Genomic DNA, 16,175 nt, shown 5'->3' with positions numbered 1-16,175 from the left:
TGAATTAATTATTTGTTCGTGAGGGTCATTAATTAAAGTTTATCGCTCCAGTTCATGCAAAGAGTCCATCTTTTTCTTCTCAAGGAATTCATAAATACCGCATAGATGCTCTTTCACCTGCCTGTTTCCGAATTCATAAACCTTGCTTACCAATCCATCAAGGAAGTCGCGGTCGTGGCTTACTACGATAAGTGTACCATCAAAATCCAAAAGAGCCTGTTTCAGTATGTCTTTGGTTTTCATGTCCAGATGGTTTGTAGGCTCGTCTAATATCAGCAGATTTACAGGTTCGAGCAATAATTTAATCATGGCAAGGCGTGTGCGTTCTCCACCGGACAGAACTTTTACTTTCTTCATAGACTCTTCCGGGCCGCCGAACATGAAGGCTCCTAACAGATCGCGTATCTTATTACGTATTTCGCCCTTGGCTACATCATCTATGGTTTGGAATACAGTGAGGTTTTCATCCAGCAAGGAGGCCTGGTTTTGCGCGAAGTAGCCTATTTGAACATTATGTCCCAGCGTGAGAGTACCCTCATGTTCTATTTCTCTCATAATGCACTTTACGAGGGTTGACTTTCCTTCACCGTTCTTGCCTACAAAAGCTACTTTGTCACCTCGCTCTATAGTCAGATTGGCATTCTTGAACACGACATGCTCACCGTAGGTTTTTCCTACTCCTTCCATGATGACGGGATAATTGCCCGAACGGGGAGAGGGCGGGAATTTCAGGCGCAAGGCCGAGGTGTCTTCTTCATCTACTTCCAGCAATTCCAGTTTTTCCAGCATCTTTACGCGGCTCTGCACTTGCAGGGTTTTTGAATAGGTTCCTTTGAAGCGTTCTATGAACTCTTTTGTCTCGGCTATGAACTTCTGCTGTTCATCGTAGGCTTTTTGCTGCTGCTCGCGGCGCTCTTTGCGCAGTTCCAGATATTTGGAGTAATTTACTTTGTAATCGTAAATCCGTCCCATGGTGACTTCGATGGTGCGGGTTGTGATATTATCTACAAATTTACGGTCGTGGCTGATGACAATGACAGCCTTTCCATTATTGATAAGGAAATCTTCCAGCCATTGTATGGATTCGATGTCCAGGTGGTTGGTCGGTTCATCCAGCAGTAACACATCGGGCTTTTGCAGTAATAGTTTGGCAAGTTCGATGCGCATGCGCCATCCTCCGCTGAAGTCGCTGGTTTGGCGGTGGAAGTCCTCACGTGTGAAGCCAAGTCCGAGCAAGGCCTTTTCCACATCTTCCTCATAGTTTGTAGAGTCGATGGCATAAAACTTTTCGCTCAGGGCAGAAACCTTTTCTATCAATTCCATGTAGCCGTCGCTTTCGTAGTCGGTGCGGGTTTCCAATTCTTTGTTGAGGCGTTCTATTTCTGCTTCCATCTCGTGCAGATGGGCAAAAGCCCGCGCTGTTTCTTGAAATACGGTACGCCCGTCTTCTGTCATCAAGTGCTGTGGAAGATAAGCTATGACACATTCCTTTGGAGCTGATACCCTGCCACGGGTAGGTTGCCTTACTCCTGCGAGTATCTTTAATAAGGTACTTTTACCTGCTCCGTTTTTTCCCATCAGAGCAATGCGGTCTTTTTCGTTGATGACAAAAGATATATCGTTAAATAAAATAGTGCCGCCAAATTCTACGGCAAGTCCGTCTATGGAAATCATTATGTATTTTTTAAAATGAGTGGCAAAGATAACACTATTATATTATTTTTTATATCTTTGCCTCGTATAAACAAAACACATGGGTCATGGAAACAGGAAAATTATCAGCGGATTACCGTCCGCTTATTCTGGTTGCAGAAGATGATGAAAGTAATTTTAAGTTGATAAAAGCTATTATTGGTAAGAAATGTGAAATATTGTGGGCGAAGAATGGTGAGGAGATTGTTGCTTTGTTCAAAGAAAATCATGGAAAGGCGGAAGCTATCCTGATGGATATAAAGATGCCTATTATGAACGGATTGGATGCTACGGTGCTTATACGTCAGGAAGACAAGGAATTACCTATCATTATGCAAACTGCCTACGCTTTTACCGCCGATCGTGAGAATGCTTTGCAGTGTGGCGCTTCGGAAGTTTTGGTAAAGCCGATAACTTTGAGTGCTTTGCGCACTTGTTTGAGTGGATATCTGCCCGGATTGGTCTGGTGAGAGAAATAATTTTCTTTTTTATAAAGTTAAACTTGCCGGGATGTTAGAGTGTCCCGGCAAGAAAAGAATATTTTCAATAATTATCTTCCGGGAAGCCGGTATAAGTATATCCGCCTATTACGACTGTTTTGTCTTTGCCGGCATCGTGCGCTATAGATGACAGTTTCCATGAATATTCAGGTACAGTCGGGTTCTTCCATTCACTTTCCGGCTTTTTCTGACTCTTGAAGGTAACAGTACCACTATATAGCTTGATTTTCAGATATAGGCTGTCTGCTGTATTTCCTCCTTTAGTGGTGACTGCTTTGGGGATAATCTTGCCATCTTCTACATAGGCACGCAGATCCTTACGCTTTACCTCTGTCGTTTGCCCATCCGCAGTAGGTTCTTTGGAGGGTGCTGTTATAGAGAGAAGATTATCGGTCAATTTGTCGAATTCAGTGCTTGTGGATTTGAAAGAAGTCGGGCTTCCGGTGAAGAAGAATTTGCTTTTCAATGAAATTACATCCGGTATGATGTTTTCTATCCACATTTCGTTGGCTACATTGGCAGATGTATTATATATCCTCAATTCTGTGCCGTCATAGTCATGTTGTGTCTCTGTCATGTTTTCGTTCATCAATTTGACGACATACCTTCCCGAATAGTCCAATGTTGCACTGTCCCACACTTCTACATCTTTTTGGCATGAAGCGAAAAATAATGCAGAAGCAAATAATATTTCTATAAATGCGCTTGTTTTTTTCATAATATCTTATTTTTAATTTTTGTTTAACACTACTGTAAAGACCATGCCGGCATACTCGGCTTTCCATGACACCGTACTGTTTTCCGGGTTGTATTTGCCTTCGGTAAGGCCGGTCAAAGTATTATTCCATGGTAATGTGGAACTTGACAATAAAGTAATCGAATTATCGTTCTTTACCTGTACGTATCCTTTGCAGGCATAAGCTGCACCATATCCTGCCCTTTGTTCATAATAGCCTCCCAGAAAATCGGATATCTGGAAGAATCCAGGAGCTATTTTGTTGATTTTTACTTTATATCCCGGATAGTTGGTAATAGCACCTGAACCCGACAGGCGGAACGTTCCGTCAGTAGTGAGGTAATTTCCGGCTATCTCAATGGTTACTGTCGGATCGGCGACGATAACTTTACGCTCTTTGGCTGTTTTCACCCCATCTTTATTGGCATATGAATACCGGATAGAATACAGCCCTACTTTCTGTGCGTCAACCATGCCGGCTGTTTTGACTTCTGCCGTAACATCTTGTTCCCGATAGATTACTTTGTAACCTGGTTCCTGATAAGAAGTTCCTAATGTAACCAGCATTGTCTCTTCTCCCAATAGTTCGAAATGCATTATTCCTGAAACACCTTCGGATTCTTTATCACAAGCTGTAAGCAGGAGTAGGGTGCAAAAGAAAATACTTATATATTTCATCGTTTTCATACGTAAAATGATTTGATTGTTTTTGCTAATTTGAAGTTTCTTTTATTACAATTTCAGCTTTTTTGTCCCACCATATCTTTTCTCCTAAGTTGGCTTTCTGATTGGGCTTGTTTATATTACGGCCCATTACAGCGTCAGGATACAGAGGAGAAGCAGGAAGGGTGTTGTTTAGCTTGTTGCGCCCGTTGACCGCTACCGTTAGATTTCCCACTATTTTCAGATCAGAGTAGGCTGCTGCTCTTTTCAGTTTGATGTCTATGTCATAGACAGCCGGATATTTTATGCGGTTGCGTTCCAAAAAAGATTCAATGTGCTGATAATTGGCATTGGCTACCCATTTCTGCATACCTATCTGTTTTATTTCTTCTTCTATCGTGCCGTCTTTCCATTCTGCATACCCCCCTGTTGCAAGGATATTTCCTGTTGTTCCATGCTGTGCCAATGATGCCTGCACACCTTTTTCATAATAGATACGCGCATTGTTGTGATCGGATGATCGGGCATAAACCTCTGCAATATAAAAGTTTACTTCCCAATCGGACATGATCATCAAGTCCATATCGGCTGCAAAGTTTACGGTGCTGTAAGCTACTTTACTGTCTAAAGTGCTGCCATCGGACGCTTCTTTTGAATCAAAGTCTCCAAAGAATGCACCTCTGTGGGCAGTGGTGGTAGTGAATAGTTTATCAAGACGAGGGTCATCGTTGTTCTGTAAATAATCAATGAAGTTCTTGCATGCAATAACGTTGGTTGACAGATATCCGGCTCCTCCTGCCTCAAACTCTCTCATCGGATGCCGCTTCCCTTCTTGGCCATCAGACCACACTTTGCCTGATATCTTTGCGCTCGAAGTGAGGAAACTGTTTGCTTTGACAAAGGCCAGTGTCTTGGCGTTATCATAACCGGCAGTTTCGGAGAGTCTTAGCATGAGTTTCAGTTTTAAGGAGTTGGCAAATAGCTTCCATTTGCTTAAATCTCCGGCATATATAAAGTCGTATTCTTTGTCAACCGTTGCTCCATTCAGGTCAGTCTTCATCAGTTCTTCTATTCTGGTCATCAAATCGGAATAAATGTCTTCCCCTTTATCAAATTTAGGCGAAACAATTCCTTCGGCTCCCTTCAACGCCTCTTTATAAGGGATGTTCCCCCATAAATCTGTCATTAGCTGCCAAGTGAAAATGGATAATGCTTCGGCTATGAAATAGTTGCCGTTGTTTTTCGACTCCGTGGCAAGTTTCTTTATTCTATCCAAATCGGCAAGTACGCCTGCTGTTAAGCTTCCGTATGCCGTATTGAAGTCTGTCTCATTGTATTCACACAAGAATTTGAATTGGGAAGCGGTATATTTCTGAGTCCAGTATTCTGACCAGAAAGCACCGGCAAATCCCAGATCCCATCCCATCAGGTTGTTGCCCAAGGCTACTTCAGCGGCGGGTAGGATAACTTTTCCGTCAGGTATATCTTCCAGTACATTGGGATCATGGTTCACGTCCAGCCAATCCTGGCATCCGGATGCAAATAGAAGCGCAATTACCGATAATGCAGATATTATAATTTTTTTCATAATGCTTTGTTTTTGGTCGTTTAATTAAAATGCTAAATTTAAACCGAACGAATAGAATTCGTTGCTCGGATTGGCGTTGAACTCACCGAATTTGGCGCTCACGTCATTTCCGAAAGTTGTGGTTTCCGGGTCAATATACGGATTCTCTCGGGGAGTCCACAGCAGGATGTTGCTTACGTTGAATGACAGACGTACACCTCTTACATGCAATGCCGAGCACCATGATTCCGGAAACTGGTAAGCTATACCCGCATCTCTCAGTTTCAGATAAGAACGGCTGATGACAGAACTTTGTGCTCCGTTTAGTCCGCCGCGGTCAGAGTAGAATGTATGCAGTGCAGTAGGATTTACCGGGATGTTGTTTTCGCTGTACGTACCGTCGCTATTGGCTGTTACGGAATTGGGAATGAGGAATGGCTTGCGGTCATTGAGTACCGTTTCGGGAGAACTCCCCGTCCAGTGCATATATTTTTTGGTATTAGAATAGATATATCCTCCGTTTCGATAATCGAATGTGGCGAATATGGAAAGCCCTTTCCATTTGAAGGTATTGGTTAGTCCCATTCTGTACTTCTCATTTATATCTTTGCCGAAGTATTCCGTTTGGGCGGTAGGCTGAGGATTCCCGTTGCCGTCAACAATGGTATATTCCTTTCCGTCGATAACCGTTTTTTTTATTCCGTTCAATTTGAATTGTCCGAGGGGCTTTCCTTCCACGGCATATATGCCTGCACCGCCAAATCCTCCTAAATATACTTCGGGAACATCCAACTTTTCTACTTTGTTTTTGTTTACTGAGATGTTCCACCCCAGGTTCCATTCAAAATCTTTTATTCTGACCGGTGTTATGTTGAGTGCCAGTTCAAAGCCTTTGTTCCGTACGTCACCCAAGTTGCTGATCTGTGTAGTGTATCCACTTGAGGGATCTTTGGGAAGAACATCAATCAGTCCTTCCGTATATCTGTTATAGTAAGAAAAGTCGATGCCGATACGGTTCTTGAAAAAATTGGCCTCAAAACCTATTTCGAATTCTTTGGTTAGCTCCGGTTTCAAATCAGGATTTCCTAACTGATTGGATACAGTATATGAATTAACTCCATTCAGAGGGAAAGATAAGTCATCTACTTTCGGATAGCCGGGATTTGTTGCCGTTGCCGCTACATAGCGGTCATATATGTAATACAAATTGGCATCATTTCCCGTCATGCCATAGGCCATGCGCACCTTGGCAAAATCCATGATGCCTGTATTGATGTTTTTTGTCTTGAGAAAATCTGTTATCAAGAAACTTAATGTCACTCCCGGATAGAAATATGAATTGTTGTTTTTCGGCAGGGTAGAAGACCAGTCGTTTCGTGCGGTAAGCGTCAGATAAGCATAATTTTTATAACTCAGATCGGCATTCAAGTAGGCTCCGACTAAGCGTCTTGTTTCTTTTCGTTGGGAAGAAACGGATGGTGAACGGCTATTGCTCAGATTGTAGAATCCGGGGACGTCAATAGAGTTGATGGAACCGGAGAGCCAGTTGTATTTACGTTCATTTACATTCCAGCCTACTATGGCATTCAATGACCAGTCTTCTGCAAAACTGGCGTTATAAGTAGCCATGATGTCATGGTTCATCTGTATGCGTTCACGTCTTGTTTCCGTATAATTTCCGGCGTTTGCCGTACTTGCTCCTTCGTTGGGAGAGCCCGGTGTAAAGGTTACCGGAGCTGTATGTGTCTCAGACGTGGAAACTTCATAGTCACCCCCAAAACGGTAGGCCAGTGTAAGGTTCTTCACTATTTCATAATCCAGTTGGATTTTTCCGAATAGTTTGTTCTTGTTTTGGACAGCACCGTTTTCATTCAGTACATAATAAGGATTCAAGCCGTAGGGAGTGAAATAATTATCCGGATTATTAAATTTACTGTGGTAATCTTTCAAATCTATGATTGAAATGTCGCTGGCAATTTCGTATAGCGAACGATGCAATGATGTTCCCTGCCCCGAAGCGACAGCTTTTGTCTTTTCTGTACTGAAGTTGACAGATGTTTCTACTTTGAATTTTTTAGTCTGATGAGAGCCTCTGGTGGCAATTGTGTAACGGTTATATGAGTCCTGATTGGTAGGGATGACTCCATCCAGGCTGTTTTGGGAAAGGGATACGAAATAGGTGGTCTTGTCAGTTCCTCCCGACAAAGAGAGTGAATTTTTGAAGTTCTGTCCTATCTCATAGAAATCTCTTACCCTGTCTTTCAGGAATACATAAGGCTTTACTTGTTGCTCGTTGCCTATAATTCGTCCCCATACTCTGTCTTTTCCATCATAGGGTGCTCCCCAGTTCCCGTTTTCATCCAAAGCCCTGTCTCCACTCCAACCTTGACCGAACTGGGATTGTTCTTGTGGCAGACGACCTACTTTGGACATAGTATATCCGCCGTCATATACTATTTGTATTTTCCCGTTAGTGTTCCGTCCCGATTTTGTGGTGATCATAATAACTCCGTTGGCGGCTCGTGAGCCATACAATGCAGTGGCAGCGGCGCCTTTCAGCACTGTCATGTCGGCAATATCGTCAGGATTTAATGCGTTGATTCCCGAACCAAAATCCACTTGGGAATTCAGATTGTCGCCTGATCTGTTTTGGGAGTTGATGATTGGCACTCCGTCAACGACATAAAGCGGCTGGTTGTTGCCAAAGGATGAAGCGCCTCGGATAATGACATTCTGCGTGGCGCCGGGGCCGGGTGCTGTTGAAATATCGACTCCGGTAACTTTTCCTTGCAAAGCATTCATCGGGTTCACCGCCCTCGACTGGACGATGGCGTCTCCTTTGACAGAAGTGGCTGCATAACCCAATGCTTTCTTTTCACGAGTAATGCCCATGACGGTTACCACAACTTCTTCCAGTAACTCTGCATCTGTTTTGAGCGCCACTTTCACCATGGGTCTGATGCTTACTTCCTGCGTCTTCATTCCAACAAATGAAATGACTAAAACTTTTGCTGAATTCGGTACATTGGGAATTGTAAACTTTCCGTCAATGCCGGTTACGGCTCCCATAGAAGTTCCTTTTACCAATACAGATGCGCCAACAACAGGCTCACCGTCCTCTTCGGTAGTCACCACTCCTGTTACTGTGGTTGTTTGAGCAATGACAAAGCCTATGCTCATGAAGAGACAGGCTGCTAATAGCGTTAATTTTCCTTTCATAAATTCTCTCTTAAGATTAACAATTAATGTGTGAATATGGCTTGGTATGTTACAAATATATATATAGTGTTTTGATAAACGATTTCCGATGGCTGTGATTTTGGTTTTATTAACATGTTAATATGTTGTATATTAGATTGTTGCGTTTGAAAATGATTTATATTTATATAATTGTTTATTGTACTTTTGAAGTTTGTTTATGTGAGACTTTTATCATCTGTATCCTATGTGGAAAGGCAGCTTTATTGTGTATGGATAGGGCGGTATATTAGATTTTAAATGGTGAAATTAGATAAATGTATGGTAAATTAGTGGAAATATCGTTTTATATCTTGTTTATTTCGTAATTATTACATATAGCCTGTTTTGTCATTTTAAGAATTTTGGAGTTGTATTGATGCGGTGTCATGCCAACTTTCTTTTTAAGGAGGCGGCTTATTCGTGGAATCCGCATTTTTTACTATCAGAAACTCGCTTTTTACATCCTATTCATTACCCCCTTCACACAGCCTTCTGAGAGGGGGTACATTGAGTCAGGAACTGAAAGGCATTGAGTCCCTGACTGAATGCCTTTCAGTTCCTGACTCAATGTCGTTCGTTCAGTGAGCGAAACAAAACCTCTTCGTGAAAGCAACCGGTTCTCGTAGCTGTTTGTAAAGAAAATGACAGATGGGGTAGCGCTATCCCATTCTGGGGGGAATCGTTTTCAGAAACTTTGCAGTATTTTCGACGCACGAGGATATATCTTTTTCTCCGGCCGAAGATGTGAATGAGGTGCAGATGCAGATAAGCCTCTTTATATAAAATTTGCCATATTTCTGTGAAATAGGATAAATTATAGATAAATAGGAGTATTTTATCTGCGAACCATCTTCTTTTATAATGTAATATATTTAATTGATATGTATATCATGAATAATAATTGCATAATAATTAGAATGCATAAAGAAAGCAAAACGTTAAAACAGATAGCTTATTGATTATTTTTACAAGATTTTCTTTTGAGGTTTAAAAAAGTTAAATACCTTTGCCGCGTGTTAGATTAAAATTTGGTTTTAATAGGTTAATTTTAAGAGAGAATTTATGAAAAGAAAATTAATGTTGTTGTTGACCTGTCTCTTCATGAGCATAGGTCTTGTAACGGCTCAGACGTCCACAGTTTCGGGAGTAGTGATTTCCGACGAAGACGGTGAGCCTGTTGTTGGCGCATCAGTATTAGTAAAAGGCACTTCTATGGGAGAAGTTACTGATATTGAGGGCAAGTTTTCAATCGGTAATGTACCAAGCTCTGCTAAGACTTTGCAAATTTCGTTCATCGGAATGCAAGGACAGGAAGTGGCGATAAAGAGGGGTGCTATCCTCAGAATCGTCCTGAAAGCGGATGCGGAAATGCTGGACGAGGTGATGGTAGTGGCCTATGGCACAGCCAAGAAGTCAGCGTTCACGGGTTCGGCATCCACCATCAAGAGCGAAAAACTGGAGCAGCGTGTCACTTCTAATGTTTCGAATGCATTGGCAGGGCAAGTTGCCGGTGTACAGATCACCAGCTCCGACGGCGCACCGGGTTCATCGGCTACAGTACGTATCCGTGGTATCGGTTCCATGAGTGCCAGCAATGCCCCTCTTTATGTAGTCGATGGCGTACCGTTTGACGGTGCTATCAATACCATTAACCCTTCGGACATCGAATCGATGACCGTGCTAAAGGATGCGGCCGCCAATTCCATCTATGGAGCTCGTGGAGCCAATGGTGTCATCTTGATCACTACTAAGAAAGGACAAAGCGGGGAAGCTAAAGTTACGGTGGATGCCAAATGGGGGTCTAATAAACGTGCAGTACCCAATTATGATATTATTGACAGTCCGGCACAGTATTATGAAACCATGTACAAGGCACTCTATAACTCGCAAGCTTACAAAGGAGCTTCCGCCGCTGCTTCTTATGCATACGCCGACAAGAATCTGCTGGATGTAAAGAATGGGGGATTAGGTTATCAGATATATACGGTTCCCGAAGGAGAGAAACTTATCGGAACCAATTTCAAACTGAATCCCAATGCCACACTGGGTTATAGTGATGGAGATTATTATTATACTTCGGATGATTGGTATGACGAGATTTTTGGAAAGGGAAATCTGCGTCAGGAATACAACGTCAATGTTTCGGGCAAATCGGACAAACTTAGTTATTATGCCAGTGTAGGCTATTTGGATGATTCCGGTCTTATCAAGAATTCTAAATTTTCCCGTTATACCGGACGTGGAAATATGGACTATCAAGCCAAGAAATGGCTGAAGATAGGCACTAACATGGCTTATACACAAAGTACATCGCATCAAAATGGATCTACAAGCTGGGGCTCAAGCGCCAACCTGTTTTACCTGACCAATATGATTGCCCCCATCTATCCGATGTATGTGCGTGATGCAACGGGCAATATCATGCACAACGAGACTACGGGATATGTGATTTATGACAATGGCGCTACATCTACCAACTTCCAGCGTGCTTTCATGAGTCCCGCACGTCCTGCAGCCAGTATCGACAATGACCGTTATACCAATACCAACAGCACATTTAATGGTAAGTGGTATGCCAACATCACTCCGATAGAAGGCTTGACATTGACAGCCAACATCTCGGCTACGGAATCCAACCAACGCATCAATGCCTTATACAGCCGTTGGGGAGGCAGTAACGAAACAAGTGACGGTTCGGCCTATGTGCGCAGCTACCGTTTGTCCGGTGTCAACACTCAATACCTCGCTGCTTATACGCATACATTTGCCGATAAACACAATATTGACATCCTTGCCGGTTATGAACAATATAAACTGAAAATCCAGTCATTGACCGGACAAAACGACCATTTGTATGATCCGTTCATCGGTGAATTGAACAATGCCGGTGGTACGAGTAACAAGAAATTGAATTCTTATACTGACAATTATATGACGGAAGGTATCTTGAGCCGTATCCAGTATAATTATGACGGTAAGTATTTCTTGAGCGGATCCTATCGCCGTGACGCTTCTTCACGTTTTGCCGAAAGTCACCGCTGGGGTAATTTCGGCAGCATTGGTGGTGCGTGGCTGATTTCAAAAGAAGCCTTCATGGGCGAACTAAAGTGGATTGATATGTTGAAGTTGAAAGCCAGTTGGGGTATCCAAGGTAATGATAATATAGGTAACTATTATGCTTATCAAGACCAGTTTGACGTGACTTACAGTGAAACTACCGGAGAATATTCTAAAACCATGACTTATAAAGGGAATAAGGATTTGACTTGGGAAACATCCTATGCCTTCAATGCCGGTATAGACTTTGAATTGTTTAAAGGACGCCTCACCGGTACAATGGAATACTTCAGCCGCAAGACCAAGGACTTGCTTTATAACCAGCCTGTTCCCTTGTCATCGGGTATCACTACGGGTTCTATTCCGACAAATGTAGGTTCTATTGTGAACAAGGGATTGGAACTTGACATTAATGCCATATTGCTGAAAGGGCGCAACATTGAGTGGAGTGCCAATTTCAATCTGACACATTACAGGAACAAAATCACCGATCTTGCCAATAACGTAAAAGAAACAGGCATCAAAGGAAGTTCGTATATTTATAAAATCGGCGGCTCACTGTATCAGTCCTATCTGAAGCAATACGCCGGAGTGGATGTGGAAACCGGACAGGCCCTCTACTATGTTGACCCTGATAACGGCAACTATTCCACAACCACCGATTACAGCAAGGCACAGCAGGCCGACTTGGGCAGTACGCTTGCCAAGGTTTATGGCGGCTTCGGCACTACTCTGAATTTCTACGGTTTTGATTTCACCGTACAATTGTCCTATCAATTGGGTGGTAAGCTGTATGACGGTACTTATCAAGCAATGATGCACACAGGCTATGCATCTATGGCAGGTACTAATTGGTCTAAAGACATTTTGAATGCCTGGACTCCGGACAACCGCTATACGGATGTTCCGCGGCTATGTGCCTCCGATGCTTCTTATCAACTGGACTCAAGCCGTTTCCTTACAAGTTCAGACTATCTGAGCATCAACAACATCACGTTAGGATATACTTTGCCAAAAGCTTGGCTGAGAACTATCGGCATTTCAAGCCTGCGTCTTTACGTCACCGGTGATAATTTAGGAGTTATCTCCGCACGCAAGGGACTTGACCCGCGTTCACGCCTTGGAACCGGAAGTTCTATCACGGCCGGTAACTTTACATATTCTGCCATGCGTAACATCTCAGGTGGCATCACTCTTTCTTTTTAACTAACTAAACGAGTAATGAATTATGAAATATATCAGTAAATTTTCACTATTTGCTTTGGGATGTCTCACATTAATCGCCTGCTCGGACATGGATGACATGAAACCAGAGGGCAGCAGCATCACCGAAGAACAGGTAAACGAAACCACTTCTACCATACCGGCTCGTGTAGCAGCAGACTTGGCTGGAGTTTATTCTTATATGGGAATGCAATATTGCGCCTTTCCAAGTATCACACGCGATGATGACTTCGGACTTCCTTCCGTTTATCTGTCTCAAGAGTTGAACGGGCCGGATATGGTGTGCGACAACAGTGGATATAATTGGTTTAGTGTCAGCAGCGAATACTCAGACCGCAATGCCAATTATGCCAATCCGTATGCACGCTATGCCAACTTTTACAATCAGATAAAACTTGCTAATGACCTGCTGACCTCCATTGACCCGGAAACGGACAATAAGGACCTGCAATACTATATAGGGCAGGCAAAGGCCGTGCGTGCTTTTGATTATTTAGGACTTGCGCCTTACTATCAATTCAACTATGCAAGCAGCAAAGACAAACCGTGCATACCTATCGTTACACCGGAAACGGCGGACTATAGCAATAATCCTCGCGCTACCGTGGAAGCGGTATATGCTCAGATCATAAGCGATTTAAATGATGCCATCAGTCTATTGGAAGGCTACCAACGCCCTGATAAAACAAAGATAGACCAGCAAGTGGCTTACGGCCTTCGCGCACGCGCCAATCTGTATATGGGGAATTGGGCAGAGGCTGCCGCCGATGCAGACAAGGCATTGGCAGGATATACTCCTGCCTCAATGACCGAGGTCGGCACTCCGGCTTTCTGTCAATTAGCCGAGCACAACTGGATGTGGGGGCTGCTGATTGAGGCTGCCAATATCACGGGCAACGATGGATTGCCAACTTGGCCTTCAAAAATAGTTTCCTTTTCTGCCATGAGTTATACCGCCGGCGTGGGCTGTTATAAGCGTATCAATCCATTGCTTTACAATAAAATCTCGGATACAGATGTGCGCAAAGGTTGGTGGGTGAACGAAAAACTGCATTCTCCACTTCTTTCCACCATCTCTTGGAACGGAGTGACCGGAGATGCCATTGCCCCATTGCAAATAGAAGATGTAAAAGTAGCTTTTACTCCTTACACAAATGTGAAGTTTGGCATGAAAAGCGGGATTGGCAGCACTACCAATGATTGCGACTGGTGTTTGATGCGTGTGGAAGAACTGATACTGATTAAAGCTGAAGGCCTTGCCATGAGTGGAAGTACTTCCGAAGGGAAAAAAGTGCTTGAAGATTTTGTAAAAAACTATCGTGATGCTAATTATTCCTGTACTGCCTCTGCGGCGGAAGCACTTCAGACGGAAATCTGGAAACAACGCCGCATAGAACTTTGGGGCGAAGGCTTTGTTATGGCCGACATTATGCGTCTAAACAAGCCGGTGGTACGTTTCCATAGCGGCAACACAGGCATTTGGCCGGATGCTTTCGCTTTCAATATTCAGGCTAATGACGGTTATCTATTGCTCCGTTTCCCTCAAAAAGAAACTAATAACAATCAAGGTATTCCTGCTACCGAAAACACAGAGGGGACACAGCCTGTGGCCGGACAGAATGCGAACTTATTGGATGGAGTGACCGATTAAATGATTAGTAATAATTAATTAAAATAAAAAGAAAAGATGAAACTATTCAATAGATACTTTTTATTAGCCGTCGCCTCCTGCTGTATTTTCACGGCATGTAGCAATAATGATGACTATGTATCAGGCTCTGCGGCAAACAGTGGCGAGAATGTATATTTTGCCGCAAGCAACGAATCATCACCGGTATTGGCTACCGATGAAAATACGTTTTCCATAACGGTGGAGCGCAGCAATGGTACTGCCGCCGAGAGTATTCCTCTGATTGTGGCCACTCCGCACGACAGCATATTCACTGTGCCTGCCACTGTGGACTTCGCTTCCGGAGAAACAAGCAAGACCATTACTATCACGGCAAGTGCAAAAATGCAGATGTTCAAGAAATATGCTTTATCACTTGCCATTCCCGAAGCATACACACATCAGTATGCAGAAACGGAAGTATATCCACGTATGGAACTAAGTGTCCTGAAAGAAGATTATCAACCGTATGCCAACGGTACTTATACCTGCGAGTTCTTTGGAGATAGCTGGGAAGCTGAGCTGGAATATTCGCCTATTCTCAACCTATATCGTTTTTCCGGCTGTTGGATGCCGGGATATGACGTGACTTTCACTTGGGATGGTGGCGCTTCCATTACAGTGAATGGTGGAGAGGCCATTACCACAGGTTATGTGCATTCCAGATACGGCATGGTATCGGCTACTCCTATAAAGGATGAGTGTGGTTACGATACGGACAGTAAGCTATTTACTTTTGGATATACATGGACTGTATCGGCAGGCCCTTTCGGAGATTATGCCGATTATTTTGAAATAACGGAAATGCATTAGATTCTCTCCAAGTTTTCATTTTACATTAATAGTTTCTTTACTCTGACAAGAAAGAAACAATTCGGGGCAACTTCGTGAGAAGTTGCCCCGAATTCGTTTTTATCAGTCATAAACTCAAAATGCCATTCTCTCTATTTTATTCTGTTTCTTTTGCCTCTCTATCCGCTATTTTTCGTTGCACGAACTCAATTTTCAGCTTGGCCTCCTCCATATTCTTCTTAATTTCTGTCATGGAAGATAGTATCTGAGCCAATTCATAGGTAGCGGCAAGTGCCTGCCGGTCGGCAGGAGTCATATCGGTGGAATAGGGGCGTTCCCCCAAATAATTCACTTTGATGTTCTTGTCCTTGTTCAGATAGAGAAATCCCATGACATTGCCGTCTTCACCAATTTTGTAGTCTGCTTTTTCGATTTTCATTCCCAGATCCGTGGTTTCATAACTGTCTTTGGAGGCGGGAGTTTCGGCAAAGCTGCCGTCGGGAGCAGTAACCTTGACACCTACATGATGGATATTCTGCGAGCCGCAATAGATGGAAGTCATGGTCATAACTCCGTTTTCATCTACCCGAAAACGGAGGAAAGAGCGATGCAGATTCTTTTCTATCACTTGTGACGGATGCAGGTAATCGCCCGTTTTCTGGTATTCGACATCTTTCTCGAAAACGAACCTGCCTTTGATGGCTTCGAATTCTTTCTGCTTGGTTTGGAGCATGCTGTCCAGATAAGTCAGACTGTTTTCTTGTTCCTTCAGTTCTACTTCCTGCATCAGTCCTATGCCGGCACGGCGGGCTTCAAAGGCTTTGGGGTATAAGATCTTAATGCTGTCAATCTGTATTTTGGCTTCGTTATAGTCGCCGCGTTCAAAGGCTTCACGGGCGATTTGCAGTTTTTCGACGGCTTTCTTTTCCACATCTTCGCATGAAAGGAATGTGCAGCATAAGCACATAAGGAGCACCACTTTTTTCATAATTGTTGTTCTTGGAGTTAGCGGGAGCAAAAATAGAAATAATATCT

10 protein-coding genes are annotated in these 16,175 nt (G+C 43.2%); 4 read left to right on the top strand and 6 right to left on the bottom strand.

Annotation, left to right across the window (positions count from 1 at the left end):
• Positions 1 to 39: 39 nt before the first annotated feature.
• A complete protein-coding gene (locus BACHE_RS16210; RefSeq protein ID WP_013548794.1) occupies positions 40 to 1,674 on the bottom strand; it encodes an ABC-F family ATP-binding cassette domain-containing protein in 1,635 nt (544 codons plus the stop codon).
• An 86-nt stretch (positions 1,675 to 1,760) separates the two neighbouring features.
• Here BACHE_RS16210 and BACHE_RS16205 point away from each other — a divergent pair, with 86 nt between their 5' ends.
• Positions 1,761 to 2,162: a response regulator gene (locus tag BACHE_RS16205; protein WP_013548793.1), complete on the top strand. Its 402-nt coding sequence runs from the start codon at positions 1,761 to 1,763 to the stop codon at positions 2,160 to 2,162.
• A gap of 73 nt (positions 2,163 to 2,235) precedes the next feature.
• On the opposite strand, the gene BACHE_RS16200 is transcribed toward BACHE_RS16205, so the two are convergent.
• The 4 genes from BACHE_RS16200 to BACHE_RS16185 are packed head-to-tail and all read right to left on the bottom strand — an operon-like array spanning position 2,236 to position 8,377.
• Positions 2,236 to 2,910, bottom strand: a complete 675-nt coding sequence (locus BACHE_RS16200; RefSeq protein ID WP_013548792.1) for a lipid-binding protein — start codon at positions 2,908 to 2,910, stop codon at positions 2,236 to 2,238.
• Between the two features lie 12 nt (positions 2,911 to 2,922).
• Positions 2,923 to 3,615 (bottom strand): BT_2262 family domain-containing protein, encoded by a 693-nt coding sequence (locus tag BACHE_RS16195; protein WP_013548791.1) that lies wholly within the window; start codon positions 3,613 to 3,615, stop codon positions 2,923 to 2,925.
• Positions 3,616 to 3,640: 25 nt separating this feature from the next.
• Positions 3,641 to 5,179 (bottom strand): SusD/RagB family nutrient-binding outer membrane lipoprotein, encoded by a 1,539-nt coding sequence (locus BACHE_RS16190; protein WP_013548790.1) that lies wholly within the window; start codon positions 5,177 to 5,179, stop codon positions 3,641 to 3,643.
• Positions 5,180 to 5,203: 24 nt separating this feature from the next.
• On the bottom strand, positions 5,204 to 8,377 hold the full coding sequence (locus tag BACHE_RS16185) for a SusC/RagA family TonB-linked outer membrane protein (protein WP_013548789.1): 3,174 nt from the start codon (positions 8,375 to 8,377) through the stop codon (positions 5,204 to 5,206).
• 1,083 nt (positions 8,378 to 9,460) lie between these two features.
• Here BACHE_RS16185 and BACHE_RS16180 point away from each other — a divergent pair.
• The 3 genes from BACHE_RS16180 to BACHE_RS16745 are packed head-to-tail and all read left to right on the top strand — an operon-like array spanning position 9,461 to position 15,161.
• On the top strand, positions 9,461 to 12,661 hold the full coding sequence (locus BACHE_RS16180; protein ID WP_013548788.1) for a SusC/RagA family TonB-linked outer membrane protein: 3,201 nt from the start codon (positions 9,461 to 9,463) through the stop codon (positions 12,659 to 12,661).
• A gap of 22 nt (positions 12,662 to 12,683) precedes the next feature.
• Entirely contained in the window at positions 12,684 to 14,330 is a 1,647-nt protein-coding gene (locus BACHE_RS16175) for a RagB/SusD family nutrient uptake outer membrane protein (RefSeq protein ID WP_013548787.1), read from the top strand.
• Between the two features lie 36 nt (positions 14,331 to 14,366).
• The gene (locus BACHE_RS16745) at positions 14,367 to 15,161 is read left to right on the top strand and encodes a hypothetical protein (RefSeq protein WP_013548786.1); all 795 of its coding nucleotides are present in this window, start codon (positions 14,367 to 14,369) and stop codon (positions 15,159 to 15,161) included.
• Positions 15,162 to 15,297: 136 nt separating this feature from the next.
• Here BACHE_RS16745 and BACHE_RS16165 read toward each other — a convergent pair whose 3' ends face one another.
• Positions 15,298 to 16,128 carry a hypothetical protein gene (locus tag BACHE_RS16165; protein WP_013548785.1) on the bottom strand — a complete coding sequence of 277 codons (831 nt, stop codon included), beginning with the start codon at positions 16,126 to 16,128 and terminating at the stop codon, positions 15,298 to 15,300.
• Positions 16,129 to 16,175: the final 47 nt, after the last annotated feature.

Origin of the sequence: Bacteroides helcogenes P 36-108 (assembly GCF_000186225.1) — a bacterium.
Classification (GTDB): domain Bacteria; phylum Bacteroidota; class Bacteroidia; order Bacteroidales; family Bacteroidaceae; genus Bacteroides; species Bacteroides helcogenes.
The sequence above is the reverse complement of the archived record's forward strand: the minus strand, read 5'-3'. Positions and strand labels throughout refer to the sequence as shown.

Coding starts and splice junctions, on each gene's coding strand:
- BACHE_RS16210 (WP_013548794.1), bottom strand. CDS start 1,674: ATGATTTCCATAGACGGACTTGCCGTAGAATTTGGCGGCACTATTTTA.
- BACHE_RS16205 (WP_013548793.1), top strand. CDS start 1,761: ATGGAAACAGGAAAATTATCAGCGGATTACCGTCCGCTTATTCTGGTT.
- BACHE_RS16200 (WP_013548792.1), bottom strand. CDS start 2,910: ATGAAAAAAACAAGCGCATTTATAGAAATATTATTTGCTTCTGCATTA.
- BACHE_RS16195 (WP_013548791.1), bottom strand. CDS start 3,615: ATGAAAACGATGAAATATATAAGTATTTTCTTTTGCACCCTACTCCTG.
- BACHE_RS16190 (WP_013548790.1), bottom strand. CDS start 5,179: ATGAAAAAAATTATAATATCTGCATTATCGGTAATTGCGCTTCTATTT.
- BACHE_RS16185 (WP_013548789.1), bottom strand. CDS start 8,377: ATGAAAGGAAAATTAACGCTATTAGCAGCCTGTCTCTTCATGAGCATA.
- BACHE_RS16180 (WP_013548788.1), top strand. CDS start 9,461: ATGAAAAGAAAATTAATGTTGTTGTTGACCTGTCTCTTCATGAGCATA.
- BACHE_RS16175 (WP_013548787.1), top strand. CDS start 12,684: ATGAAATATATCAGTAAATTTTCACTATTTGCTTTGGGATGTCTCACA.
- BACHE_RS16745 (WP_013548786.1), top strand. CDS start 14,367: ATGAAACTATTCAATAGATACTTTTTATTAGCCGTCGCCTCCTGCTGT.
- BACHE_RS16165 (WP_013548785.1), bottom strand. CDS start 16,128: ATGAAAAAAGTGGTGCTCCTTATGTGCTTATGCTGCACATTCCTTTCA.